The sequence below is a fragment of the Bacillus sp. LQ01 genome, from assembly GCF_057624735.1.
Genome location: NZ_JBYEZL010000001.1, coordinates 1,819,931 through 1,846,105, shown reverse-complemented (window position 1 = coordinate 1,846,105; position 26,175 = coordinate 1,819,931). Strand labels below are relative to the sequence as shown.

At 31.6% G+C, this 26,175-nt stretch carries 24 protein-coding genes, 3 pseudogenes and 1 other annotated feature; of the genes and pseudogenes, 5 read left to right on the top strand and 22 right to left on the bottom strand.

Features of this window, described 5'->3' with window-relative positions; genetic code table 11:
• Positions 1 to 78 precede the first annotated feature (78 nt).
• The 4 genes and pseudogenes from AC22L0_RS09585 to AC22L0_RS09570 all read right to left on the bottom strand — a co-directional run bounded on the left by AC22L0_RS09585 (position 79) and on the right by AC22L0_RS09570 (position 3,980).
• Positions 79 to 1,302 (bottom strand): methyltransferase domain-containing protein, encoded by a 1,224-nt coding sequence (locus AC22L0_RS09585; protein WP_087967079.1) that lies wholly within the window; start codon positions 1,300 to 1,302, stop codon positions 79 to 81.
• 376 nt (positions 1,303 to 1,678) lie between these two features.
• Positions 1,679 to 2,311, bottom strand: coding sequence for a type 1 glutamine amidotransferase family protein (locus AC22L0_RS09580; RefSeq protein WP_048567649.1), 633 nt, complete (start codon positions 2,309 to 2,311; stop codon positions 1,679 to 1,681).
• A 74-nt stretch (positions 2,312 to 2,385) separates the two neighbouring features.
• Positions 2,386 to 3,348, bottom strand: a complete 963-nt coding sequence (locus tag AC22L0_RS09575; protein WP_048567650.1) for a helix-turn-helix transcriptional regulator — start codon at positions 3,346 to 3,348, stop codon at positions 2,386 to 2,388.
• Between the two features lie 63 nt (positions 3,349 to 3,411).
• Positions 3,412 to 3,980 (bottom strand): annotated as a pseudogene (locus AC22L0_RS09570) (recombinase family protein).
• 568 nt (positions 3,981 to 4,548) lie between these two features.
• On the opposite strand from AC22L0_RS09570, the gene AC22L0_RS09565 reads away from it, so the two are divergent.
• A complete protein-coding gene (locus AC22L0_RS09565; RefSeq protein ID WP_087966408.1) occupies positions 4,549 to 5,121 on the top strand; it encodes a DJ-1/PfpI family protein in 573 nt (190 codons plus the stop codon).
• A 173-nt stretch (positions 5,122 to 5,294) separates the two neighbouring features.
• Here AC22L0_RS09565 and AC22L0_RS09560 read toward each other — a convergent pair whose 3' ends face one another.
• The 14 genes and pseudogenes from AC22L0_RS09560 to AC22L0_RS09495 form a co-directional block, all read right to left on the bottom strand.
• Positions 5,295 to 6,101, bottom strand: coding sequence for a DegV family protein (locus AC22L0_RS09560; protein ID WP_000831921.1), 807 nt, complete (start codon positions 6,099 to 6,101; stop codon positions 5,295 to 5,297).
• Between the two features lie 199 nt (positions 6,102 to 6,300).
• Positions 6,301 to 6,807: a DUF3189 family protein gene (locus tag AC22L0_RS09555; protein ID WP_000639421.1), complete on the bottom strand. Its 507-nt coding sequence runs from the start codon at positions 6,805 to 6,807 to the stop codon at positions 6,301 to 6,303.
• A 79-nt stretch (positions 6,808 to 6,886) separates the two neighbouring features.
• On the bottom strand, positions 6,887 to 7,342 hold the full coding sequence (locus tag AC22L0_RS09550; protein ID WP_000353705.1) for a CcdC protein domain-containing protein: 456 nt from the start codon (positions 7,340 to 7,342) through the stop codon (positions 6,887 to 6,889).
• A 190-nt stretch (positions 7,343 to 7,532) separates the two neighbouring features.
• Positions 7,533 to 8,165, bottom strand: a complete 633-nt coding sequence (locus tag AC22L0_RS09545) for a VanZ family protein (protein ID WP_000281850.1) — start codon at positions 8,163 to 8,165, stop codon at positions 7,533 to 7,535.
• A 143-nt stretch (positions 8,166 to 8,308) separates the two neighbouring features.
• A pseudogene (locus tag AC22L0_RS09540) lies at positions 8,309 to 8,377 on the bottom strand (GNAT family N-acetyltransferase); the annotation flags it as partial.
• A 13-nt stretch (positions 8,378 to 8,390) separates the two neighbouring features.
• Positions 8,391 to 9,416, bottom strand: a complete 1,026-nt coding sequence (locus tag AC22L0_RS09535; protein ID WP_000598044.1) for a serine hydrolase domain-containing protein — start codon at positions 9,414 to 9,416, stop codon at positions 8,391 to 8,393.
• 263 nt (positions 9,417 to 9,679) lie between these two features.
• Positions 9,680 to 10,912, bottom strand: a complete 1,233-nt coding sequence (locus AC22L0_RS09530; protein WP_000787867.1) for an MFS transporter — start codon at positions 10,910 to 10,912, stop codon at positions 9,680 to 9,682.
• 65 nt (positions 10,913 to 10,977) lie between these two features.
• Positions 10,978 to 11,236: a binding site (T-box leader), on the bottom strand.
• A gap of 176 nt (positions 11,237 to 11,412) precedes the next feature.
• Positions 11,413 to 13,551: a penicillin-binding protein gene (locus AC22L0_RS09525; RefSeq protein WP_087966410.1), complete on the bottom strand. Its 2,139-nt coding sequence runs from the start codon at positions 13,549 to 13,551 to the stop codon at positions 11,413 to 11,415.
• Between the two features lie 289 nt (positions 13,552 to 13,840).
• Positions 13,841 to 14,440, bottom strand: coding sequence for an undecaprenyl-diphosphatase (locus AC22L0_RS09520; protein WP_001110118.1), 600 nt, complete (start codon positions 14,438 to 14,440; stop codon positions 13,841 to 13,843).
• Positions 14,441 to 14,687: 247 nt separating this feature from the next.
• Positions 14,688 to 15,677: a zinc-binding dehydrogenase gene (locus AC22L0_RS09515; protein WP_487272248.1), complete on the bottom strand. Its 990-nt coding sequence runs from the start codon at positions 15,675 to 15,677 to the stop codon at positions 14,688 to 14,690.
• 106 nt (positions 15,678 to 15,783) lie between these two features.
• Positions 15,784 to 17,199 carry a HAMP domain-containing sensor histidine kinase gene (locus AC22L0_RS09510; RefSeq protein WP_087966411.1) on the bottom strand — a complete coding sequence of 472 codons (1,416 nt, stop codon included), beginning with the start codon at positions 17,197 to 17,199 and terminating at the stop codon, positions 15,784 to 15,786.
• Positions 17,196 to 17,870: a response regulator transcription factor gene (locus AC22L0_RS09505; RefSeq protein ID WP_001163828.1), complete on the bottom strand. Its 675-nt coding sequence runs from the start codon at positions 17,868 to 17,870 to the stop codon at positions 17,196 to 17,198. The genes AC22L0_RS09510 and AC22L0_RS09505 overlap by 4 nt, the downstream gene beginning before the upstream one ends.
• Positions 17,871 to 17,882: 12 nt before the next feature.
• Positions 17,883 to 18,413 carry a hypothetical protein gene (locus tag AC22L0_RS09500; protein ID WP_000411453.1) on the bottom strand — a complete coding sequence of 177 codons (531 nt, stop codon included), beginning with the start codon at positions 18,411 to 18,413 and terminating at the stop codon, positions 17,883 to 17,885.
• Between the two features lie 117 nt (positions 18,414 to 18,530).
• The gene (locus tag AC22L0_RS09495) at positions 18,531 to 19,040 is read right to left on the bottom strand and encodes a GrpB family protein (protein ID WP_000372690.1); all 510 of its coding nucleotides are present in this window, start codon (positions 19,038 to 19,040) and stop codon (positions 18,531 to 18,533) included.
• Positions 19,041 to 19,167: 127 nt separating this feature from the next.
• On the opposite strand from AC22L0_RS09495, the gene AC22L0_RS09490 reads away from it, so the two are divergent.
• Positions 19,168 to 20,049: a protein kinase family protein gene (locus tag AC22L0_RS09490; RefSeq protein WP_000654548.1), complete on the top strand. Its 882-nt coding sequence runs from the start codon at positions 19,168 to 19,170 to the stop codon at positions 20,047 to 20,049.
• A 206-nt stretch (positions 20,050 to 20,255) separates the two neighbouring features.
• On the opposite strand, the pseudogene AC22L0_RS09485 reads toward AC22L0_RS09490, so the two are convergent.
• The 3 genes and pseudogenes from AC22L0_RS09485 to AC22L0_RS09475 form a co-directional block, all read right to left on the bottom strand.
• Positions 20,256 to 20,523: pseudogene (locus tag AC22L0_RS09485) on the bottom strand (glycoside hydrolase family 25 domain-containing protein); the annotation flags it as partial.
• Positions 20,524 to 20,683: 160 nt separating this feature from the next.
• Complete coding sequence (locus tag AC22L0_RS09480; protein WP_000097509.1) at positions 20,684 to 21,484, bottom strand: C1 family peptidase; 801 nt, start codon at positions 21,482 to 21,484, stop codon at positions 20,684 to 20,686.
• 364 nt (positions 21,485 to 21,848) lie between these two features.
• Positions 21,849 to 21,980 (bottom strand): DUF3983 domain-containing protein, encoded by a 132-nt coding sequence (locus AC22L0_RS09475; RefSeq protein ID WP_000369348.1) that lies wholly within the window; start codon positions 21,978 to 21,980, stop codon positions 21,849 to 21,851.
• Positions 21,981 to 22,216: 236 nt separating this feature from the next.
• Between AC22L0_RS09475 and AC22L0_RS09470 the strand changes: the two genes are divergently transcribed.
• Entirely contained in the window at positions 22,217 to 22,432 is a 216-nt protein-coding gene (locus AC22L0_RS09470) for a spore germination protein (RefSeq protein WP_001139345.1), read from the top strand.
• 886 nt (positions 22,433 to 23,318) lie between these two features.
• Here AC22L0_RS09470 and AC22L0_RS09465 read toward each other — a convergent pair.
• On the bottom strand, positions 23,319 to 23,687 hold the full coding sequence (locus AC22L0_RS09465) for a DUF3888 domain-containing protein (RefSeq protein ID WP_000919725.1): 369 nt from the start codon (positions 23,685 to 23,687) through the stop codon (positions 23,319 to 23,321).
• Between the two features lie 611 nt (positions 23,688 to 24,298).
• On the opposite strand from AC22L0_RS09465, the gene AC22L0_RS09460 reads away from it, so the two are divergent.
• Both AC22L0_RS09460 and AC22L0_RS09455 read left to right on the top strand, forming a co-directional pair.
• Positions 24,299 to 24,907 (top strand): DUF998 domain-containing protein, encoded by a 609-nt coding sequence (locus AC22L0_RS09460; protein ID WP_000275962.1) that lies wholly within the window; start codon positions 24,299 to 24,301, stop codon positions 24,905 to 24,907.
• 595 nt (positions 24,908 to 25,502) lie between these two features.
• Positions 25,503 to 25,967 carry a hypothetical protein gene (locus tag AC22L0_RS09455; protein ID WP_001109240.1) on the top strand — a complete coding sequence of 155 codons (465 nt, stop codon included), beginning with the start codon at positions 25,503 to 25,505 and terminating at the stop codon, positions 25,965 to 25,967.
• Positions 25,968 to 26,175 lie beyond the last annotated feature (208 nt).

Sequence of the window (26,175 nt, the reverse complement as noted above, 5' to 3'; positions counted from 1 at the left end):
TTTCTTTTCATCGTAAAAAGTATAGATAGGAATCGTCATAAATAGTCCCGTTATAAAAACGGACTTTTTATGACGGGGTTAACCCCATCTTTTTCCGAAAAATGAATATGTATAAATTTCTTCTCCTTGAACAAAGAAATCCTCGTACTTTCCCCCTCGTATCAAATAATTTGAAGTACTTTCATCAATCGATTGAAACTGTAGATTTTGGATTTCTTTCGTTACTTTTGAAAGTGAAAAATTTGCTCGAAAGTTATTTGTAATTTGACTATTTGAGCTGAAATTTTTAAATAAAATAAATAAACTTAATAAATAACAATCAGATTTAAAAAGTGAATTTAATTCGTGAAGTAAAAAATTCTCATGCTCAAAACTATAATTGCTCGTACCAGAGTGATCAATTACAATATCAACAGACTGATTTTGAATAGGGATGTTCAAAAAATCAGCACAAATAAAGAGAATGTTTCTTTTAGGATTTTTTCTCGCTAATACATCTTTTAAAAATAAAAGTTTATCTAAATCTCGATCCACTGCAATGTATAGGCAATCTTCTGGTAGTTCTTCACAAATATTTCTCAAAAAGAATCCGAGTCCCGATCCTATATCTAGTATTAATTTGTTATTTAAATCTAAATGTAATAGTTTCTTTTTCGCCCATTCCCCTTCTCTATGCATATTTTCCAAATAAGCATTATCAGTTTCATGAATATAATCCGCAATAGTATCATCAAGTGACGTCCGCTCATTTGCTTTAAATAATTTACCAGCAATTACAATTCCTGAAGTAATCATGTATTCTTCACCACAATTACAAATTAACTTCCCCTCTGTAATTTGATTGTTAGTAATAATTCCATCGTGAAGAATTAATTTTTTGCTACACTTAGAACATGCGAGTAAATGTAGTACACTTAAATCTATCCCTATAATTGAATTAGAAGTTTCATTTATTAATAATAAATCATGTAATACTCCCTTTAATTTATCCCGTTTCTTCTCCAAAAGTTCTATTTCCTGTTCCATTTTGTCATATTTTAGTTTAAATAAAGATTGGTAAAAGGTATTTTTTTCGTAATTCATAGATTTTGCTAAATTTTTATAAAAAAATAGTTCTTTAATTTCATTCAAGCTAAATCCTAAATCTTTGTAATGTAATATAAGTTCTAAATCTGTTTGACAATACTCATCAAAAAAATAGTGTCCTCCTTTTTTTTCAGGAATAATGAGACTGAGATCCATATAATGTCTAATTGTATCAATACTTATGTTATTTACTTCTCCAAACTTACCGATTTTCATAATATCCCTACCATTTAGATATTTTTTTATATAGATTTCTATTTTTATCTTTAAAAATCCTTTCACCTTTTTTATCAACATTATTTATATTGTTGTGCCTAATAATATAACATGCAACTTTTGGTTTTATGTATGTCAAATTATCAGTATTAAAATTATTAAACCTCAATAAATTTATTACTTTCTACTTAATGAAATGTACCTATAAACGGACATTATAGCATCGATTTATTGAACTATTGGAGTAGGATTACTATAGAAGGTTACATAGGGATAGCATCAGGAAAATGCCAATTTACAACGATAAGGGAATTCAAAATTAAAAAGCCCAACTTCTCTGCAAATCAAAATAGAGAAATTGAGCTTTTTAGTTATTTCATTTCTTTATTGAATTCATTAACTGGAAGAAGTATTCAGGTTTATAAGTCTTATTTAGGTTATACCATGAATGTAATGCATCTGGTGTAAATACATCTATTTTTTTAAGTACCTCCATTGCAAATTCCAGAGGAGCTATTCCTGATGCAGTAACTAAATTCACATCAGATACCGCAGATTCCAACTCATAGAACTTTTCTCCTTTATAGTTAGGACATACCATTTTAGTATATTCTAAGTTATTACTTGTATGCTTTCTAGTATCCAAGTATCCCATATTCGCGAGGGCATCAGTTGCACCACAAATTGCAGCAACAATAGTGCCAATCTTTAAAGCTTGGCCAATTCTTTCCAAGATAGGTTGATGAATTTCTTCACTCCAAGTAGTCCCTCCGGGTAAAATTAAAAGATCTTTACTCTCAAGAGTACATTCATCAAGGGAAATATCTGGTTTTATGCTCAGTCCTCCCATAGTAGTAATCATTTCTTTATTAGCTCCTACTGTAATTACTTTTAAAGGTGCTAAATCTTTTTTGAAATATCTTCCTGAGTTTAGTTCAGCAATTAAATATCCATATTCCCAGTCCGACATTGTATTAAATACATATAAAAAAGCTTTTTTTGTTTGCATCTAATAACACTCCAATCACAATTTATATAGCTATTATAATATAACTTCCCTGACAGTTAACGTCAGGGAAGTTATCATACTTGATGAAATTTTATTAATTCAGACAGAACTTCAATAATTCTATTCTTAAGACTTATTGGCTCAATAACTTTAATAGATTTATTGTACGGTAAAAGTAAATAAGGTACATATGTGTGTATCATGTCTTTTTCAAGAAGAAACACTGCTTGATTTGAAGTCCGTTCTTGTAAATAATGTCCTAAAAACCAATGTTGGCAAATATCAGCCAATACACTTTTATCCCCATTAATAACCAAAGAAATAATAATTTCCTTATCTTCTATAGGTGGAAGAAGACTTTTTATAAAAAAGTCACGTGCTGAAAAATTTTCTGGCTGGTTAAACTTATTTTCGGTTAACATTAAACTTTCAATTCGATCTACTCTAAAACTACGTATATCATTCCTAAGATGACAAAATCCAATCATATACCATTTATTATTCCAATAGATAATTCTGTATGGATCGACCAATCTATAATTTAATTGCTTTTCGCCACTTTTATGGTAAAGAATTTTTACTGAGTACCCTTCAGCTACGGCCTGCTCCAACTCCTTCAAAAAAGTTTCTACAGAGAGTGAATTTAATCGACTTATTACTTCAAGACTAGTTAAATGTTGGTTTATTTTTGTTTCCTGCTCTTGATTTGAGTATTTACTTAGTTTTGAAATGGCCCTATTTAACGCTTCACCTCCATAATATCCGGCTTCTTCTGCAAAAACAGCAGCGTGAAATAGTGAAGTTTGCTCCTCAAAATCAAAAAAAAGAGGAGCCTCTACAAAATTGTTCAATAAAGTGTATCCACCGTTATGGCCTGGTTCTGAAATTATAGGTACGCCACTAGTTGAAATTGTATCAATATAACGATACACAGTTCTTATATTTATCTCTAACTTTTCTGAAATCTGTTTTGCAGTAATTTTTTCACCTGAACGTAGCATCCATAGAATTGCTAGCATATTGTCAATTTTAGGCATATAATTTCACCTCTATATGAAACTTATTTTCTATTATATATTTCCGATATTTGGTATAACTCATCAACTGTTCCTTTCCGATAGCTTTCTATATAATGAGGCCTAGACACATTTGTAATTTCATAAGTTTTTATTTACAGTCATATCTCCCTCTCTATAAAGCTTTACTGCATAATTCATTCCTGCATGATTTTTATGGTACTTCTTTGACCGACTTTTAAACTTTCCTTATTTCTTAGCTAGTTCAATGCCTTCACGCTATCGCATACGGATAAGATCACGTTCTAATCGGTTTACACCCGCCATAACAGTAATTAAGAATTGGATGTAGGGATTATCTTCTTATAAATCTAGCCATGTATCTTTTAAGGATATTAAATTTGCCTTTTTACTCCGTATGTTATCGATTAATTCAAATAAATCTTTTGTACTACGAGTAATTCGAGTTAAGTCCGTAACATAAATGATGTCACCTTCTTGTATACCCTCTAACATTTTTCGGGATTTATTACAATACTTTGTTTATATGGAAAATTTTTCTCGAAATTAATATCCAGTCCGATTTCGTTCAGTTGCTGAAATGGCCTTGAAGAATTCTGGTTAATTGAACTGACACGTATAATAGCATAAATGGTACTGCAAGCGTAACTAGTTTCTTTACTTTCATATTAACCTTTTCCCTTAAAACTAAAGAGATTTATACCTATGCATATAAAAAGATACATCTTTTATATACTGTTGGTTAAATTTGGATGAATATTATTTTATATTGAAAAAATAAATACGTCAAAATTATTTTAGGGAAATTATAAAAATTATATTATATATAGATTAGCAAGCTAATGAAAAAATGCAAAAAAAAAAAACGAAAAACGTGTTTCTATCTGAGAATTCATAAGAAAGGATGACGTTTTTATTTCTATTTGTATGTGTAATAAATTACACCCATTTCCTTGAGAATTTTAAAGGTTTTCATCCCCAATACCTTACGAGTTATTGTTACAGATCTTGGTTTTGTACAAAAAATCGATAGAAACCAAGAAAAAGATTTTATATCTTTTTATGTTTAGAGGAGTTAAAAAATCACTACACCTCCTTCATATACGTGTAATATACAGGGATTTATAACTGCATATAGAACATAAAAAAGAGATGTTTATATTATTAATAAAATGATATACATAAGTGGAGGGTTAGAAAATGAAAATTGCAATAGTCTGTTTCGATAACTTTACCGATATAGATGTTTTTCTACCATGGGATTTATTAAATCGTGTACGTTTAGTCGGTGGTATTTCTGATTGGGATGTCCAGCTTTTAGGAACGGCAGAAACTCATATATCTATGTCTGGCTTGCGTATTCCCATGACAGGAAGCATATCTGATATCCCTTTTGCCGACGCTGTAATATTTGCAAGTGGTAAAGGTGTAAAGGATTTATATAAAAATCAACAATATATTAATAGCATTGATGTAGATCCTCAAAGACAATTAATAGGATCTATGTGTTCTGGTTCACTACTATTAGGAGCTAAAAAATTACTAACTGGTAAAAAAGCTACTACATATCCCTCCGCAGTAGAACAGCTAAAAGAATTTGATGTAGACGTTATTGAGCAAAGTTTCGTAAACGAAGGAAATATCTCGACTGCCGCGGGTTGTTTTGCTGCTCAAGAACTATCAGCTTGGATTATAAGGACCCTACTTAATGAAGAAATGGTTGATATTGTACTAGAAACTGTTCAGCCAGTAGGAAAAGGTTTATATTTTTAATCTCAAATCAAGTCAAGAAATTGCGGTTGCTCCCAAAAAACGATAAAATAAGATTTTTGTTTCGAGTTAACACAAATTTCGTTCTAGAGTGCTATAAAAATTTAACTTGATGGTGGCGTGGTGTGCACCATTTATAAATAAAAAAACCCGCGAATTATTCACGGGTTTTCTTCTTAATAACTAATTGCTATTGTTCCTTCACCTGCATGAACCGCAAATGAAATTGGTAATGGATATAATTTGAAATCCATTTCAGGGAATGCTTGTCTAATATCTGCAATCCATTCTTCAGCTCCAGCTTTATCGTTAGCATGGAACATGTGAAGTACTTTTGGTAATTCTTTTTCAAGTTCATTTTTAATATATTCTCGACATTTTTGGATTTTACGAACTTTCTTTTCAAGTAAAAGCTCTCCACCTTTTACTTCTAATATTAAGTTAACACTTAATAAACTTCCAAGTAAAAATTGCATGCCCTTTACACGGCCACTTGCATATAGACCTTTTAAACTCTTTGGGAATACATGAAAAGGTCTTCTTTTTTCATCTACTAATGTTTTGTGTATATCTTGTAAAGTCATACCATCATTGTATAACGATTTCGCTTTTCTAATTAGTTCATCCATTGGATAACTTGTTGTTTCACTGTCTAATACCGTTAATGGAAAACCTGCCATTTCTGCAGCTAACTTCATATTTTGATAGGTTCCACTTACTTTTCCGCTAATAGCAACTGCAAATCCTTCTTCATATTCTTCTTTGCATTTCGTAAATAACTCTACCATTTCCCCAATATTAGGTTGTGAAGTAGTGACTGTTTTACCTTCGTTTAACGCATTATAAACCCTTTCACGTACACCTTCTTCACAATCTTTGTACGAAATTCCATCAATAATAACTTCGATTGGGATAACAAAGTTATCTCCTTCTGTTTTAAAATTCGCAGTTGTACTATCAGTAATCCAAGCAACACGCTTCATGTTGTTCCTCCCTTAATTCAATTCCTCTTTTCTAATTTTTCTATATATTTATGTTATGAAAAGAGAATATCCCTGTAATAGTAACAGGACTTTATTGTTTTGGCTATAGTAGATGTATATTAAATGTGACTATTTCTTGTCTATTTCACAAATAAAAAAGAAAATCAAGGAATTTGCTCGATTTTCTTGTTATCATATACTATTTAAAAGTTTCATTATCTAAAATTACAACATAATCATTCGTTAATCGGCCAGCTTCTTTTGTATAACTAACAAGCCTTTGTATATTATCACAGCAAATTTTTGCTCCCCATACGAGTAACGGTACGCCAATAAAATCGATATGGAACCTTCTAGAAAACAGCCCACCGAAAGTCATTGGTAAAGGTACGGTTGGTGATGTATTAGAAAAAATAATCTTTTCATGACTTTGATAATGTTTTTGCAAGATTTCTCCTAAATGCTTCATCGCTGGTACAACAACTTTTGATGCGCCGCATCCAATCGTATATACAGGATGACCATGTTCATCTATGCCATGAAAAATAATTTTTCCCATATCTTCTGTTTTCAATTTATTAAAGTAATCTACATTCAAAATTTCTTCTTTCGTTAACTTGCGATCCGTTGGTAATTTATTTAAATGATACGCTGCAGCTAGTGAGGTAGTATGTGTTCCACCAAAATCTGTGTAAATGTATATCATATTATCATCCCTTGTTGTAAAAGTTCAATGTTAATTAGTATTACCGTTCTTAGCAATGTTAAACAAGGGATGAATGTATTTACGCTTTTTGTGTTAATTCATTATATTTTTTCCAAATATAATAACGTCTACTAATCACAGTGCCTAATGTAATACATAAAAAGGCATTTGTTACAACCATTAATGTCTGGTGCGTACTACCCGAAAACATACTTTGTTTAATCATAATTTTTGCTCCTAAAATAACAAGAAGGATTATTGTACTTATCCAATTTCCTTTTCGTAGTACATGACCTGTTTCACTATCTAATCGAAATGTTAAAGCTCTTCCCCGTATAATCCCAAGACATAAGCCAATTCCAAGCATTACAACAAACAGTAGTCCTTGCAGCAAAGTTATTTGTCCCATATGAATAATGGATTGAACTGTTACAAAACACAACAAAGCCGGAATGAGCCAAATACGGTTTATTTTCACTTTTCGTTCTTTACTTTGCATCAAAACAATAATAAGAATAACAAGTAAAATATCCATTTAGAATCCTCCTATAAACTTGTTTATCTTTAAAGATTATATTCTCCTCTTTTCATTCCATACTTGAAATACCATAGCTACTTTCAAGTGTAAGATGGAAAATGTGATTTCTCATCAGCCTTAAGCATTATTTATAAAAATAAAAAGACGTACTTTTTACTCGTACGCCTTTAATAACTCGTTTAAACTCCTATTTATCAACTAATTCCACACCTTTAGAATTAGCTTTACCCAACACTCGAATGTTAAATTTATTAATAGCTTTTAAAAAGATAATATAAATACAATATCCAACAATAGAACCTATAACATTACAGATCACATCATCAATATCAGTAATACGTCCCACTCCACTAAATAAAGACTCAATTAATTGTAGCAATTCAATACTAGCTGATATAGAAAATCCTAATAAAATTGTATTTTTGAATTTCTTATATTTATCCCATAGGATTGGTGCTAAAAATCCTAAAGGCATTAATAATAAAATATTCCCGCCTACATTTCTTACAATTAGACCAATCATAAATAGGGTATCTCCATCATAAGCACTACCAATTTGATTGATGTCTTTAATAATTGATGCAAATGGTATTATATTGACCGAGCGATTCAGATTTCCAATATTAAAAGGAAAACCGATTGGTAAAGGGAATAAAGTTACTGCAACAACCATACAAATGTAGATCACAAATAAAAAACTTATTATTTCTTTCCACCAAATTACATGTTTTGTATTTTTGGTACCAATTAATATTCCACGTACAATTAAATAACAAATAACTCCTAAAATAATAAACACACTACCGTTAATCATATACAAATTGTTAACACATCCTTTCATATGAATTAATAATAAAAATTTACAACTATATAGTAATGTTTTCTAATTTAAAAATCCATATAATTATATATAATTGTACAGAATTACAAAAACCCCTTATTTAATAAATAAAGGGTTCCTCGTTAACTAAAATATTTTTCAAAACAGAAACAATCATGAACCCGTTTAAATTATTTTCGTATCTCTTCTTTTAAATCCATATAATTAAAAAGCTCTTTCTATTTCTGTCATTAATTTTTCAGGTCCTGCCCCTTTATTCGACGTAATAACTAAAGTTATTCCTAATTCTGGATATATAGCCGAGCGAAAACTGACGCCTGGATCATATCCCATTACATGATATTTGAATACCTTGTTTTCTCGTGTTTCAATCCATATTCCATAGCCGTAGGACTGTTTATCATTTACTTGAATGTGAGGAGTTAAAAGTAATTTTGTATATTCCTTTCCTAAAATTTCATTATTAAATAGGGCCGCCCAAAATTTCAGCATGTCTGGTGCAGTAACATATGCACCTCCATCAGCTCCTCCTTTTATCGGTATAGAGTAGGCGTTTGTTCTCCAATTTTGGTTGGTTTCGTCCTTTATATATCCTAGAGCTGTATGTCTTGGTAATCTATCTAACGAAAAATAGCCAGAATCATTCATGCCAATCGGATTAAAAATGTTCTTTTCTATATACTCCGTAAATTTAAGTCCCGTCTGTTCTTCTATTATTAATCCAAGTATGATAAAACCTGCATTGTTGTAGTGAAACTTAGTTCCAGGTGCAAACATCATATTACTTTTTTGGAATAATGGTAAAAAGTCTTTTAAACTCTTTAATAGATACATAGGTGTTTGTTTCCAAAGATCTTCGAAGTTATCCATAATACTTTCATCAAAATAATCTGGTATACCAGCGCTATGCGTTAGTAGTTGATGTATTGTAATATCTTCATCGAAGTTTGAAAATTTTATCTCTAGACAATCTTTTAATTTTGTATGAAAAGAAATAAAACCTTTTTCAACAAGTTGACAGATGCCAATTGCAGTGAAAATTTTACATCCTGAGGCAATGCCAAATCTTGTTTGTATCGTATTGTTTATACATTCACTTTGGTTTGCGTAACCCAAAGCTTTTTCATAGACTAAGTCTTTTTCTTTTTTTACTAAAACTACTCCAGAGAAATCTATTTTCTTTTTTATTTCTTTTACAATTTTATCAATTTCATCTTTTGTTTTTATCACGACAACCACCCTTATCTTTCGGTATTGTTCTTTCCCCTTATTGATTTTTCCATATAAAGGGGAAAGAACCCTTTTATTAAATACGATAAATTGTTAATGAGAACACAAAGTTCATTTCGAATTTATCCCGCTATTTGTGGACAGTAAGACCCCCATCTCAAAATTCAGCGAAAGCAAAGAAGTTAAGTGGGGACCCTGCTGCCCGTAAAAGCTCGATTGGTGAGGGCTGATAATCAGTGGGGGGATGCTCCCTGATTAAAGTTTCACTTTATTGATTCAGTAGAATACAACTTAGATTGTGATGGGAATAAAGTAAACACACACAAGACGATAGTAATAAATAACATGATCAATGAACCTACAATAACTACAAGTTGTATAGAAATGAACTGAGTCGCAACACCAGATAATATTGTAACAAAGATTGTTACTATCGCAATAACAAGTCCATATATACTCCCGATCCGTCCCATCATATGAACAGGGATATTATTTTGGTAAAATGTATAAAATCCTGTATTTGCATATGCCATTGAAAAAGATAAAATAAAGAATCCAATAGCAGCTATTAAAAATACATTTGAAAAAGCATAAATTAAATAACCAATTGCAATAAATAATGATCCTATTCCAATTAGAAGTGAAGGTGCTAATTTCTTTGACAAAATTGTATTTGTTATGGCACCTAAAATAAATCCTGCACCAGCTATACTAACTAGAAAACCATATTCACTATCTGTTAGTAGTAATACCTCTTTCGCAAACGATAGTTCAAGTGAATCAGTAGCGGTTGCTAATACGAACATACTTTGAAATAAGAAGTACACGCATACGACATACACATGTTTTCTACTAAAATTTATAACAGTGTTCCAATCTTTTTTTAATACTGTAAGAGATAATGTATTACTTGTTGTATCCGAAGCTTCTTTCTTATCAAGATTAGGTAAAAGTAATGTAATGAATCCTGATAAGAGAAATGCTATAGCATTTATATATATAGCAATCTCTGGTGTACTCGCAATTAATAAAACCCCTGCTATCGCTGGACCAATTAAAAATGCACCAGATCCTATTAAACTACGTAATGAGTTGAAACGTTGTCTTTGTTCTACTGGAATTAATTTCGTCATATACGTCATAGCAGTTGGCTCATAAATTGCACTGGCCATACTTATAAAGAATACAAATACATAAACAATCCAAAGTGACGGAAGTAAAGGTAAAATAGCGATAAATAACGCACGATATATATCGAGGTGAATCATTAACTTCCGTTTATTTAAACGATCAATCATACTCCCAGACCAAGCGTTTGTAAATAAAGTGGCTAATGGTTTTATTACATATAAAGCAGCAACAGCTAAGGCTGAGCCACCCATATTATAGACAAGTACATTCAGTGCTATTAAGTAAATCCATGCCCCTAAATTCGCAATACCAACACCGGACAGTAGTAATAAAGGATATTTCCAATCTTTAAGAAAGTTTTTCATTTTTGGCCCCCGCTTTCAAAATTGTTTTAAAACAATAAAAAAATCCCACCCCCAAGACTTTTAATCTTAGGGACGAGATTTATCATCGCGGTGCCACCCTAGTTTGTTAATATGTCACCATATTAACCTTATCAGGTACTGCATTCTAACTCATGCTTATACCATAGCTCTATAACGGGAGCTCCCGTCACACCATCCCCTAATAATAGGTTCCGATGCGCTGCTCAGAGGCTTGGTTCAATAAAGAATTTTTACTCCTTTTCAGCTAAATGGAGCTCTCTGTAAAAAATTCATTTTATTTACTCTTCTCTTCACTGCATTTGATTTTTTCCATATTATCACAATTATTTTTAACTGTAAATAAAAAATAATCAGATATTTAATAACGTGTCTCTATTAATTCATTTATTTATTGTTTTTTCTGAAAATTACGGTGCGTGAAATTACTTACAGCTCTAAAGAAAGAGCCATTTGCATCTAGCTCCTTCCAAATACCTGAATTAATTCGTATTCGCCTCTGTTAACGGTTGTAACGGCGGTTCTAATTCTAGTTCTAGTGTATCTCCTTCATGTAAATCTTGTCCTTTTTCAATACTTTGGCTCGTTACATAACCTGTACCAGAAGTTTTCAAATCTAATTTCAAAAGCTTAGAGAAATACATAACATCACGCATGGACCAACCTTTTACATTTAGCATTTGTGCGTTATTCCCTAATAAAAATATACGATCACCTTCACTCATGACCTCGCCAGACTGTGGATATTGTTTTATTATTTTTCCTTCTCCTAAAATTATTGGCTGTAGCTTCTCTTTTTCTACACTTTTCTCTGCTGTACCCATCGATTGATTTACATAATTTTGTACTTTTAATTGAGATTGTTTCGCTGCATCAGCTATTTGTTTTTCGGTATACGGTTTCACCTTTAAATATTCAAGGCTGTTTTTTATAACAGGTTTAAATATTTCAGCAAGAGGCTGAGCTCCATACTCATCTCCTTTTAACTTTGGCTGCTTAATAGCTAAGTATACGATTAACTCCGGATCATCAATTGGAGCCATTCCTAAAAAGGAGAAAATGTAATTCTCTTTCCCTTCCATATATCGGCCGTTTTCAGGATTCGGGATTTGTGCTGTTCCTGTCTTACCTCCAATTGAATAACCATCCACTTTATACATTGTACCAGTTCCTTTTGAAGATGTTATAACACGCTCCATTAAGCTTCTAACCTTGTCCGCTGTTTCTTTTTTTATCGGATTCCCAATTTCTTTCGGTTGATTTTCCATAATAACTTCTTTATTTGTTGGATTTACAACTTTATCAACGATATATGGTTGCATCATTTTCCCGTCATTTGCTATAGCAGTAGCCGCTTGGATTAATTGAATCGGAGTTACTGTAGAACCTTGACCGAAAGAAGTTGTAACCTGTTGAATTTGCGTATTTAATAATAAAGTATTTTTACTTTCTCCAGGTAAATCTATTCCTGTTTTTTGATTGAATCCAAATTTATTCATATATTGCTTAAATTTATTTGGTTTCAGTAACTGATCTTCTAAAATAGAAAAAGCTACGTTTGATGATCTTTCAAAACCTTCATCAAATGTAATTGATCCCCATCCAAATCCACCATTATGATCTTTTATATCAGAGGAACCAACGGAATATTTTCCAGATTGAAAATATTCTTTTCCGTTATATACACCTTCATTAATGGCAGCTGCTAACGTAAAAACTTTCATAGTTGAACCTGGTTCATATGCATTTGCAATCGGATCATTTAAAAAGTATTCGATATCACCTACATTAGGATTGTAACTAGGTTTACTAGCCATCGCTAAAACCTTTCCTGTTTTTGGATCAGCAATAATGCCAATTAACATAGAAGGATCATAATGCTCTTGTGCTTTGTTCATCGCTTCTTCTAAAAAGCTATTAATTTGTTTATTAAGCGTTAAATACACATTATTCCCATTTTTAGCAGGTTCTACTTTACCTATATCATTTGTAAGCGGAATCCCCCTTCGTGTACCCACATATTCTATATTCCCGTTTGTCGAGCGCAAATATTTATCCAAACTCTTTTCAAGCCCAAACTTCCCTTCCGTATTCCCTTTATCATCTGGTCTAGCAAAACCCAGTATATAGGATGCAAAGTCTTCATTCGGATACACTCTTGCTTTTTCCGACATAAAAGATACACCTGGTATTTTTAAATCATTAATTTTTTCCTTCTTTTCCCTAGATAAGTTCCGACCAATTTTCCCAATTTCAACTTGCGTACGCCCTTCATGAAAGTTTTTTAATACTTCTTCTTTATCAATTTCAAGCGCATCGGCTAATTGTTGTGCGGTTTCATCTTTATTTTTCACTTTATCTTTTCCTTTTAAATTAACAACAACTCGATATGTTGTAGAATCTTGTACTAACACCTTTCCGGTTTGGTCATAGATAGTACCACGATTCGCTTCTAAAATACCTTTTTTATTATGTTGTTCATCCGCTAGATCCTTTACATTTACATTATGCACGACTCCTACTGCCTGAATATAGACTATACGCAAAATCATAATAAGAAACAAAACAATAAAAGCAATCATCATATATCGAGCGCCTTTATTCGTTTGAAGTTTTTGCATACTTATCTCCTCTCTTTTGGAATGGATTCGTACGAAGATGCGTTTTATAATTTGTAGTTTTTGTTTACGATACTATATGTTTCGAAGTTTTCTTTTTAATTCCTTTAAAACAATACGAAACTAACTATTGTTATTTTTTGTTTTTGTTTTATTTCATTAAAATACGGTGCGTGAAATTTCTGAATATTAACTTCACCAAAACTTGATTGCATAGCACTCTAAACTCTTTTCTTATTTACTATAAAAAGTTCCCCTCTGGATTTCCAAAGGGGAACTTTTTATAAGAAAATTATGCGATATGGTTATATTTTGCTAAGAAAGGAATTCGTCTCGCTACTAATGCATACATTTTGAATACGAATTTCGCTATTGGTTCAAACATACGTGTACTTTGCATTACTAAACCGCTCGTAACAAGTGTTATGAAAGCTGCACCAAGTATATCTAAAGGATAATGAACACCTACATACATACGTGATATACCGACTAACACTGCCCATAATAGCGCGATATATTTCAGTTTTTCTCCTCTAAGAATAAATACGAAGGCGATTGAAAATACAAGTACAGAATGATCACTAACAAATGATGAATCTGCTGCATGTGGTACTAATTGATGTACATCATGTGATACGAACGGACGCGGATGGTAATATACCGCATGTATAAGAACATTTACTACTAATGCAATAATAACCGAAAGCGTCGTATATAAAACTGTATATTGTTTTCTAATTGCATTCTCTTTCTTTCCATTATTAAACCATAAGATAAGCATAAATAAAATGGCTACGTATGCAGCGCTATTTGTAATTGCAACCATTATCGTATCTAATAGTTTGGATGAATCAGCAAAATTATTAAACCACTGAAATACTGTGTAATTCATAATACTCTCTCCCTACTTACAAGTGTTCTTGATTTACACAGTATACAATACCATTATGAAAATGGGCTTAAACTTTTCTCATCTAATTCTCATTTTACTATTACTCATGTGACAATTATAAAACAAATTTTATACGCTATTTATGTATAAAGTTCGTAAACCTTTATAATAAGGCGATTCGTATTTTTTTCATGTTTGGAATACATAACATGTTCATTTAAATATACTAATTGCAAAATCATATTTTTTAATTCATTTGAAGTACAATATTTCCAAATTGTTCTCCATGTTCCATACGGCTTAGTGCTCGAATTGCTTCTTCTAACGAGTAAACTTTATCAATAATTGGTTTAATTTGATGTTTTTCTATAAACTTTATCATCTCATTAAATTCCTCACGGCTACCCATGGATGTTCCCATAATATCAATTTGATTGTAAAATAGCGCGCGTAATGGTAATTCAATTTTATCTCCTGAGCTTGCACCAAAATTCACGATTCTTCCGTTTGGTTTTAATACATCAAAATATTTCAAAAAAGTTGCTGGACCTATACTATCTATTATTAAATCTACTTTTTCACCTTGTAAGCTCTCTTCCCAATTTCCGGCACTATGAAAAGAAATATCTGCACCATATTTTGCAGCAAGTTCCATTTTATTCTCTACCCTTGAAGTAACACTCACTTTTGCGCCAATTGCTTTCGCGAATAACATGGCAAATGTAGCAACACCACCGCCTATTCCCGGAATTAAAACGTGTTCGCCGCGCTTCAATCTACCTTTAGTAAAAAGCGCTCTATATGCAGTTAATGCGGATAAAGATAAAACACCTGATTCTTCCCAAGTAAGATATGACGGCTTTTCTACAACATTTTCAACTGGTACAATTACATATTCAGCAAACGTTCCATCTTTCGGCCCACCTAGCACTTCCGGTAACTCCGGTACTTCAGTAGCATGTTCCCATCCAATACTAGGATTAATAATAACTTCTGTATGTAATATGTTATCAGAAACACCGTTTCCAATTTCCGTAACAATACCTGCACCATCTGATCCTAAGATTAAAGGTAATTGCATTTCTTTTCTATTATTCATAATAAATAAATCCCGATGATTTAAGCCTGCTGATTTTAATTTCACTTTAACTTCCCCATGATTAAGTGCTCTCTCAGGTGATATTTTATATTCTACACCGTCAAACCCAGTTTTATATTGATGTACGATAGCTTTCATTATTATTCCCCCTTAATAATTTTAATGTACTAGAAATTTCGAAATAAACAAAATGATTTGATCGTAAAAAAAGAAGGAATGCAAGAAGCACCCCTTCTTTGAAGGCTTATTTTATTATACATGGTAATGTAATCGTAACGATTGTTCCTTCATTTTCTTTACTCTCTATTTTAATAGCTCCGTTATATTTTTCTACAAGTCGTTTTGCAATAGACAAACCTAGTCCGTTTCCACCTTGTTTTCGACTTCTCGCTTTGTCAACTCGGTAAAACCGATTAAGAACAAATGGTAAATCGGATTCAGGTATTCCCGCTCCATGATCTATTACACGAATTGTAACTTTCCCTGATTGTAAACTGGATTCTATGCAAATATATTTATTAACCTCTTTTGTATGCTTAACTGCATTATCCATTATGATAATAATAATTTGTTCTAAGTAAGATGATGGCATTGACACATAAGCCTCGTCATCCCCGAATTTCATATCAAATTGAAAATCACTTTGGAGTACTACAAAGTTTTGTGTAACATGTTTTAATACGCTATTTACATGAACTGGCTCAGCTGCTATTGGATGCAATTGTTCAGATTCAGCTCTTGATAGTTCTAGCAATTCTGAAACTAATTTATTTAAACGATCTACTTCCTTTAAACTAGATTGAAGAGATTTATCTAATACTGCTGGATCATTTTTCCCCCATCGGTTTAACATCGCTAAGTGACCATGAATAATTGTTAACGGTGTTCTTAGTTCATGAGATGCGTCTTCGACAAACTGTTTCTGTTGTGTAAAAGAAGTTTCTACTTCATCCATCATCTCGTTAAAGAGAAATGATAATTTTGCAAGCTCATCATTATTTTCTCGTACTGGAACCCTTTCATTTAGTCCATTCTTTTTAATACGTTTCATCGTATCTGTTATATTTTGAACACTTGATAATAGTTTCTTCGTTATAAGAATCCCACCTAAAAAACTAAATATCAATCCAAATATTCCAGCAATAAGCATTACCACTAAAATAACTTTTAATAAATAATCAAATGTCTCTAGGTTTTTCGTAAGTTCAATAGTGCCAGTAAACTCTTTCGTTTTAATTGGTATGCGCTTAACTAATATTCGATCTTCTAAATGCCTTTTTATAAATGACTCATCTTTTATAACCTGTTTCGGCTTTATCCACGTTTCATTAAAATCTCGTGAAACAGTAATAATCGGCCCCCCATCCATGTCAATAATACGAATCATTTGATGCTTATCAATCATATTGTTTAGAAAATCTTTACTGTTTTCAAATGTTTTACTCGAAAGGGTATCATTTTTATCTTGGAAATATGCCGCTATTTCCGTCACTTGCCTATTTATTTGTTTCTGTTCATAATCTATAGTCCACTTATTGATTACAATAAACTGCAAAGCACTATATAAGATGAACAAAATAAATACTAGTGTAGTGGACCAAAGTGTTAGTTTCCACTTTATAGGTAGATTTCGAATTCGAAACATAATATTTTTTATCATTTCATTATATATCCCGCACCACGGACTGTTTGGATATACTCCTCCTTATCTACACTATGTAACTTGTTTCGCAAATAACGAACATATACATCAACGATATTTGTCTCAACAATTGCATCATATCCCCATACTTGGTCCAGTAAAACATCACGAGTAAGTACGCGATTAATATTTTTCATAAACATAAGCAATAACTCGAATTCTTTATTTGTAAGTTCAATTTCTTCATTTCCTTTAGTTATAGTTCGAGATTCAATCTGAAGCTGCAAATCTTTGAATGTAAGAAATGAAACCTGCTTGTTTTCAATATGTTCTTCTCTTCTAAATATCACTCTCATACGTGCTAACAGTTCTTCAATTGCAAATGGTTTCGGAAGATAATCATCCGCTCCACTATCTAAACCTGTCACACGGTCCATAATACTATCACGAGCAGTCAGCATAATAATAGGTGTATTTTTAGTCGCTCTTAGTCGACGACATACCTCTAGTCCATTTAATCCAGGCAGCATTAAATCAAGCAAAATGAGATCGTAATTCTTTTCAAGTGCTGCGCTTAACCCTTTTCTTCCATCTAGTTGTATATCTACTTTATACCCTTCATATTTTAGTTCTAATTCTAGAAAATCTGCTAAACTTTCCTCATCCTCAATAATTAAAATGTGTTGCAACGGTAGTTCCTCCTAGACAATTAAATGAATAAATAATCCTATTCCAAATATAATTACAATGATTTGATGCACTTTTCTATACATCATAAATTTTTCTTTCTTATTTATTTTCTGTAAATAAAACCCAACAACCCCTAGTGCGATTAAGGCTAATAGAGAAAATATGCCACTGTATATGAGTAAAATATGAGGACTCCCTTTTATAAAAAAGTAAACACCATGAGTAATTGCAACAGCTATTATAGCGTATCCAATTAATACATGAAACTTTTTTGCAAATAGATACACTTCTTTAACTTTTTTAAATCCTTGTATATTTTTCTTCTTTAAAAACACCCATATATGGCGTAAAAACCATAATGAAGCAGCGATAATAGCCCCATATTCACCAAAAGAGCCTAATTTTTTATTTAACCATTTTACATTCAAAACATTGCCGTATATAACATTAATAAATAGCATCAATACACTACAAATAATAATAGTAATGCCCATAATTTTAACACACACACGAAAATATTTATTTCTTAATATCTTCTCCATTTTATTTAATCTCCTTACTCACAAAAGCTTTGTAACAAGCAGTCTATCAAATAAAAAAGAAAAGAACATGAGAGAAAGATTAAAATAAAATGAGAATTTCAATATCACTGACAATTATTATTGATTTTTTTCAGCTAACTTTATTATGTTTTGAATAAACGGTGCTTTTGCCTTTGTATATGAAACACGATCAAAAGCATATGTAATAGCAAGCATCTCTTTTAATTCTCTATATTCTTTACGTGCCCATTCATGGCTTATTAGAAAGTCACGAAATAAAATATTGTTCCTCCATTCGTCACTATTATAAATATAAACATGCAAATGATGAGTACCTGCTCTCCATTTTCCCTTTCTAAAAAAACGCCAATTGGTTGCATCTTTTGGAACATACTCATATCCAATTTCCGATAGAACTTCAATCCACTTTTCAGTTATTTGCAATTCTGTTACGCCAATCATCATATCAATAAGAGGTTTAGCTCCTAATCCTTCTACTGCTGTGCTCCCTATATGTTCAACAGCGATTATTTCTTGTCCTAACAAGGAACAGAATTTCTCTTTTTCTTTTATATACTCTTCAACCCAGTCTTTTTGATACGGTTTAATAACAATTTGTTGATCCATTGTATCCACCTCTTTATAAGTATTTATCATTATATTTATAAAATTTCATATTATTAGCATAGGATTTCCATAAAATATGTCGAATAGTGGAATGTACAACTTAATTATATTAAATGTGAGGTAAGCTATGAAAGATAATTCCGTCGAAATTCAGTTAAATAGTGTAACATTCCAATTAAAAGAATATCATAATTTTGATTGGCTTATTAAATTAGGTACCGTATTTGCAGTTTTTGACCAGCAAGACTCAGGTAATATAAGTTTTGGTGTAGAAAAAGATGGTCACAAGAAATTTATCAAATACGCAGGAGCACAAACAATTGCATATGAAGGAACAACGGGTGATGCTATTAAAAGGCTAAAAAATTCAGTTACTATTTATGAAGATTTAAAGCATGAATCGCTCATAAAATTAATTGATCATTTTCCAGTTCAATCTGGATATGTATTAATTTTCGATTGGTTTGATGGTGAATGTCTTCATTCGCATTGGCGCTTCCCACCTCCTGAGAAATATGAAAATCCAAACTCTCCATTTTATAAATTTAGACATTTATCTACTATAGAACGAGTTCATTCCTTACATTCCATTTTTTCTTTCCATACTTATGTAGAAAAGAAAAATTATGTAGCGATAGATTTTTATGACGGTAGTATTTTATATAATTTTAATACAAACGAAACAAAAATTTGTGATATAGATTTATACAGTAAGAAACCTTACATAAATAAAATGGGCCGGCTATGGGGTTCCTCCCGTTTTATGTCACCAGAGGAATTTGAACTAAACGCAATAATTGATGAAAGAACAAATGTATTTAATATGGGAGCAATGGCTTTCTCACTTTTAGGCGATGAAAAAGATCGTTCTTTTATAAAATGGGAAGCAAGTAAGGAATTATATGCGGTAGCGTATCGTGCTGTAAATGACAATCGAGCAGAACGGTATGCATCAGTTACAGAATTCTACGAAGCGTGGTTAAAAGCGTCTAATGCAGAAAAGATATAACCCTAAATTATTAAAAGAAATATAGAGTTTATACTATTATCATGTATATCAAGAATGATTTTATGAGCATTTCATATTAGTGTGTTCTAATTGATTATGGCTATTATTAAGGAAGACATATCAGCGATAATTTATGTCTATTTTGTATGAGTGTTAGCAAGTTCGTTTGCAAACTTGCTAACACTTTTTTGTTTAAATATTTCACAACCAAAAGGTGCATACATATGATGATCAACATATAAACCGACTTTCTTAGCACCTAATTTACATAATTCATCGATAAAAGCCTGTGTACCTGCTCGCATATCATCCATTGTTTTCACTTCTACATCAGCCACCCAAACTGTTGCACTCTTGTCACCACAGTTCCAGAAATCACGGGCTTCTACGCGTGCATCATTTTCAGAAACGACAGAATGCATAGTTACCAAAAGAAATCACATGCTGCTTCATAGCTTGTACATAATCTTTATACGATACCTCTGCACCACTTGTATGTAAAACTGATATATCATTAATTAATAGATGATAATGCATTACACCTTTTATTTCTACATCTTTTTCAAGCTCTTTTATGCTACCCGTAACACGTATAACGTGTTTTGTAGTTTCCATACTTCCATCACTTTTCTAATTAACGACCTGTCCACATATCTTGCACAATTCCATTTTTAAATAATTCATATGGGAAATAACAATATCCTTTATCTCCCCAGTCTTCTCCCCAACTGTTGCGAATAATAACCGTTTGCTTATCATCGTCATATCCAACAGCACAAACAGCATGTCCCGCTGGTTGACCATCTTCAACAATTACATCATCTGTTCCTGATACTGGAACTATACCAGTCTTTTTCACTTCTTCTGACATAAAAGATTTTGGTACAGCAAATCCAAGTACAGCAACTAATCCATGAGCAAGTGCAGCCTTTAATCCCGATAAATCTTGAATACGATGGTAGGTTCCAATTTTATAAAGTGCAGCATCTGATTCAGCCTTTGGTGATGGCTTATCTCTAAAATTCTCGGTATAAGGAAAATCCTCTTCAGGGCATACCCCAATATTTTTAAGAACCCCCATACCATCACGAACATTCGCTCCACTATCTTCCTGAATATGTCCTTCTATTTCTCGTTCATGATAATATAAAAACAAACGAGATAAGCAAGTAAATGGACGACCTGATTGTAATAATAGATATTCTCGTAACCCTGAAACAATTGCATTTGCCGTACAAGAACCTATATTCCATTGATTTACTATACCTGACATTTTAGGACGAAGATCGACTTGCGTTGGCAAATCCGCCTCATTACTAAACAAGTAACTCCGAAACATTTTGTCTCTTAAATCAACAGGGTCTTTTCTTACATTAAGGTACTTTACAATATCTTTGTTACTGGTAAAACTGAAATTTGATTCATTTGAACTCATTGTAAAAATCCATCCTTTCTTAATATCTAGATAATTCATTTCTTCTCTATACTTAACTTAAAAATTAAAAATATACCTATTTAATTTTTATTTCATTTGCATTCAATACATCCGCATGTTTAATTATTTATCTTTTTACTTATCAATTTCTATTTTTAATTTATCTCACAACTACTTGAACTCTATATCTTTTTTTCTTTCTTGTTTGATTCAATTGCTTTTTCCACTCACGTAATTAGTCTTGTAGTGCCCTCATATTTTCCTATCTCCCCCTTCCAAAATAAAAAGGACACCAATTCATTAAAACAACTTGAATTGCTGCTTTAATGAATTGGTGTCCTCTAGTTTTCTAGCCGGACTATATTTATTTCATTATACTTGTCTGTATAAAAAGATTCCTCCAAGCTTTATCTATTCTGTCTTTCTCATATTTTTGTATAACCTTTGTCCGACGAGCAATTGCTTTTTTTAGTTTCTTTTTCTTTAAATTATCCAATCCTCTCACTCCTTCTTATAAAACAGTTTTTTCCATTTTAGGCGTTTTTATTAATTTAATACCTTCTTACATTCAAAAAGCGGCTCAAATGTGAATTGTACCTATATAATTTCAAAAGGATTATTTTATTAGATTTTCAATCAAACTTCATTTCAAAATTCTCAGTTTCAGATGAACCACTAGACGCATACACCATATACTAATTTAAATGCTTCCTAGGAAAGAAGGTGAAAGCTATGCCATCTATTGTCGGAAATATGGTTGTGCAAAATAGTAACGGTTCTTTCAACTTAGGTGATTTTTATAACGTTTCTCCAAAAGAAAATACAAAAGCTTATAATGGTTCAGGTTCATCTAACGTTGCTTTTGTTCTCAATACATTTAACGGTGTTAGTGCAACAAACACATTTGATTCTGATGTTGCAGACCAAAACCAAGTTGGAACAGTCTAAATTTATTCATTTCCCTCTAACTCCTGAATAAAACCCAATATTCCGTTAATAATGTATATACAGTTTCTGATTTCCCTTCATACCCGAAGGCTGAGTAGCTAGTTTTTACTAGCTGCTCTTTTTATGTTTCACACGAATAAAATTCTATATTTCACCGATACTATATAGGACTGTAAAAAGTCAGCTTTAAATTCTTCCCACTCTAGCTCTCTTGGTCGAGGGTTGAGCAGTTAGCTCTTGCTAGCTGCTCTTTTATTTGGTTACTGCTTCTGTTTCTTAAAGAGATTCTTTAACTATATTTCACTAATAAGGACAAATTCTTTAATCCGTCTCGAATAAAATAAATAATTTGGCATATAATATCTATGCATCTAGATTATTACCTCTGTATGGAGCAGTTAGGCTGGGCTAACCGCTCTTTTATTGAATAAATTTCCAAAAAGTGTTAACAATATAAGTACACCAAGGTTGAATACGAATGACCATTTCGTTCTTCTTATTCACCAGGATAGTTAGCTTTTGCTAGCTGTCTTTTTTTAGTTTATCCGAATAAAATTTTTAATTATGTCCGATACTATAAATGGGCTGATACAGCTTGAATTCACATTGACATCTGTAATGTTCTTTTTCCTTTCTCTGAGGACTGAGCGGTTAACCTTCGTTAACTGCTCTTTTGTATTGAGTTGATAATAAATTTTAGGTCGTATTTCTCTTCTATACCATATACTTTTTAAGTATCCAACTCAAAGTGTTACCTCCTATCTGAAAGGGCACTGATGCATGGTGCTCTTTTTTTAGTTTCTTTATTTCTACAAAATGAAATTTTTATAACATTTTTCAGTTCAAATATCCTTTCCATCAATGTACGAACAATATTACTTCTTCTTTAAGCATCTTTATGAACAAAATTTATAACCTTTACTCCACTTGGATTTATATTAAAAGTAATAGTTTCTATGCCATTCGGAGGGTTATGAGCTCCTATATAAGTTTTATATTGAACTGTAACAATAAAATTAAAGTTTTCTTCTGGGAAACGTTCAATTTTTATAATTTTTGTGTCCGTCAAACTATACTGATGATCTGGTCCAAGCTTCCTTCTGATAACTTGACTTGCATATGGTGCTAATAAAGTATTATAAGAATCATAAAACTCTTGATTATCAATATTAAACGCTTTGGTATCTAACGGATTTAAAAATAAAACTACCATAGTAATTCCCAAAAACAAACTAACCACTTTTCTTTTCAACATATACTCATCCTTAATTCATTTAGATATCCGTTAAGCTCCCCAGCATAAGAGATGACTATTCTTCATCCTTATCTAACTTCTTTTTATTCAAATAACGTTTTTGTTAAAATTTTACTTAAACCTTATTCATTCATGGTATAATCTGGATTATTTATTTTTCCAAGAAAGGCTAAAGTAATGAGAAAATAATTCGGTTTCATTTCAAATTTGTTAACTATTATCGTATTTTTTACCTTTTATAGTGATAGTAATTTAATTTATTTAATATTTGTATCACTGGTTTTAATTATTTTCGCTCCAAAAGGTACATCAAAAAAAGTCGTTATAACTAGTATAATAATTTCGTGTATTTTTTACCCTCTCATATTCGGCCTGCTTTTTATAATTGGTTGAGGATTAGCAGAATCAAAACTAAACTAATCCCTTTTTCTCAAATAACGATTTTGTTAAGTTATACCCCATCCATTTTTCACACGTCTTTCCGCTAAACACATTTGTCTAGAAAACCCTATATTATTAAAAATGGTTATCGACTCTCAACTTGAAATTTTTCACTTTTGATAATGCAACCACCTACAACGGAAATATACCTTTTTCAAAGGAGGCATCTAATGTATATATCAAATAGGATTGGCTTATTTAGTTGGATTGCAACTTGCCTATACTTTTTAATTGAACCTTTCTTTATTTTCACTTCTACAGCATCTTATAACTATTTGCATCATGCAATGAGTGATCTAGGTGTAACAACCTGTGGAGAATTCACCTACGAAATAGCTCCTTATGAAATATGCTCCCCTAATCACTTTTGGATGAATTTACTCTTTATTCTTAATGGAATAACATTTTGTATTGGAGTACTATATATTTCACAACATCTAGAAAAAACAAAAATTAATAAAATAGCAACATTTTTTATAATTATAATAGGAGTTTCCACTATAGTCTCAGGATTAATTCCTGCAGATGTAAACCTAATTGGACATTCTATTCTAGTTTGGATAGGTATGCTTACTGTATTTCCAGGACTATTTATTTTTGCAAAGAATCTTAAAAAAACTAGAAAATGGACATATTTCTGCTTACTAAACTTAATAGTAATAACAATCATTATCTCACTTGTTTTTCTTTTCCCCTTACCTGCAGGTCTACTACAAAGACTTTTTTACTTGGTTCTTTTCGTTTGGGGAACTGTATCAACCTACAAATTAATAAAATAAAGATTTCATTAAAACTTTTCACCTTTTAACTGGACAAGCATATAGTATTGTATGGAGATATCCACTCATAGAAATCTACCTTTCTTGTCCAAGAGCATGCTTATATGCGAGCTCTTTTTGATTGCATTTAAAGATTTCACATTCATTAGAAATGTACATACAATAATCATGATCATCTCATTATTAATCTTTTAGTATCCTTCTCGATACACATCTTGGTCATGGAGCATCTTAAAAAGCGCTCTTTATATTTGTTAATAAATAACCATTTTGTTCAAACATACACACGGTATATATTAGTTAAGCATATATTTACATAGACAAGACATAACTTTTTTAAACATGCACAATTTTTGTGCATGTTTTTTTATTTAACAAAATAACTATTTTATTATGTTTCCTAACTTACAGTAATGTCCTTAAAAAACATTCATATATATTTATCAGATGCACTTTTAAATTCCAGAGTATCAAATACTTTTAAAAGTTAACTGACCAACAATATTCAACTTCTCTTTAAAAATAACTTAGATACAAAAAAGCTACGTTTTATATAGGATAAAAAATTATCTTACGCAAAGGAGCTTGATTATTTGTGAATTACCAAAATGATAATAACCCTAACATTCACAAACCTTGCACTTGTCCATCCCCCACGGCTAACAGTTTAAATGTTGTTCAAACTACCCCATCAATAGTCTCTGTAAATTCTGCGATTCCACTAGATACCGTGGTAAATTCTAATGGTACGGCAATCTCATTCACACCACCAACAACTGTTTTACTTGAAGGTGGAAGAACCTATTTGGCAATCTATGAAGTGCAAGTTATCATTCAACCAGGAGGTAATTCGGCAGGTATCACTATGTATTTGAATAATAATCCAATCATTGGCTCTGGTACTTCTCTGGGATATACTGCAGGATTCACTTCTGTATCAGCACCCGCTATTTTCACTACACCTTTAGGTATAACAAGTACTCTTACTGTTAATGTAGGACCATATTCTAATACATTAAATACATTGGGCTTAACTCTTGCTGTTGTAGCATTAACATAATAAAATGTAAAACTCTCTAAAATGATTTTATTTATCCCTTAACTGTCTATTGGGCTAGCCTCTAAGAACTCCACATAACTACATATAGAAAAAGAACATTATTTGGTTCCATAGTACTAGGTGACTCGGCTAGCACAATTGCTGAGTCACCTATTTATCTATAATAAAATAAAGTTTTTGTTTAATTTATTACTTGTTCTTTTTAATG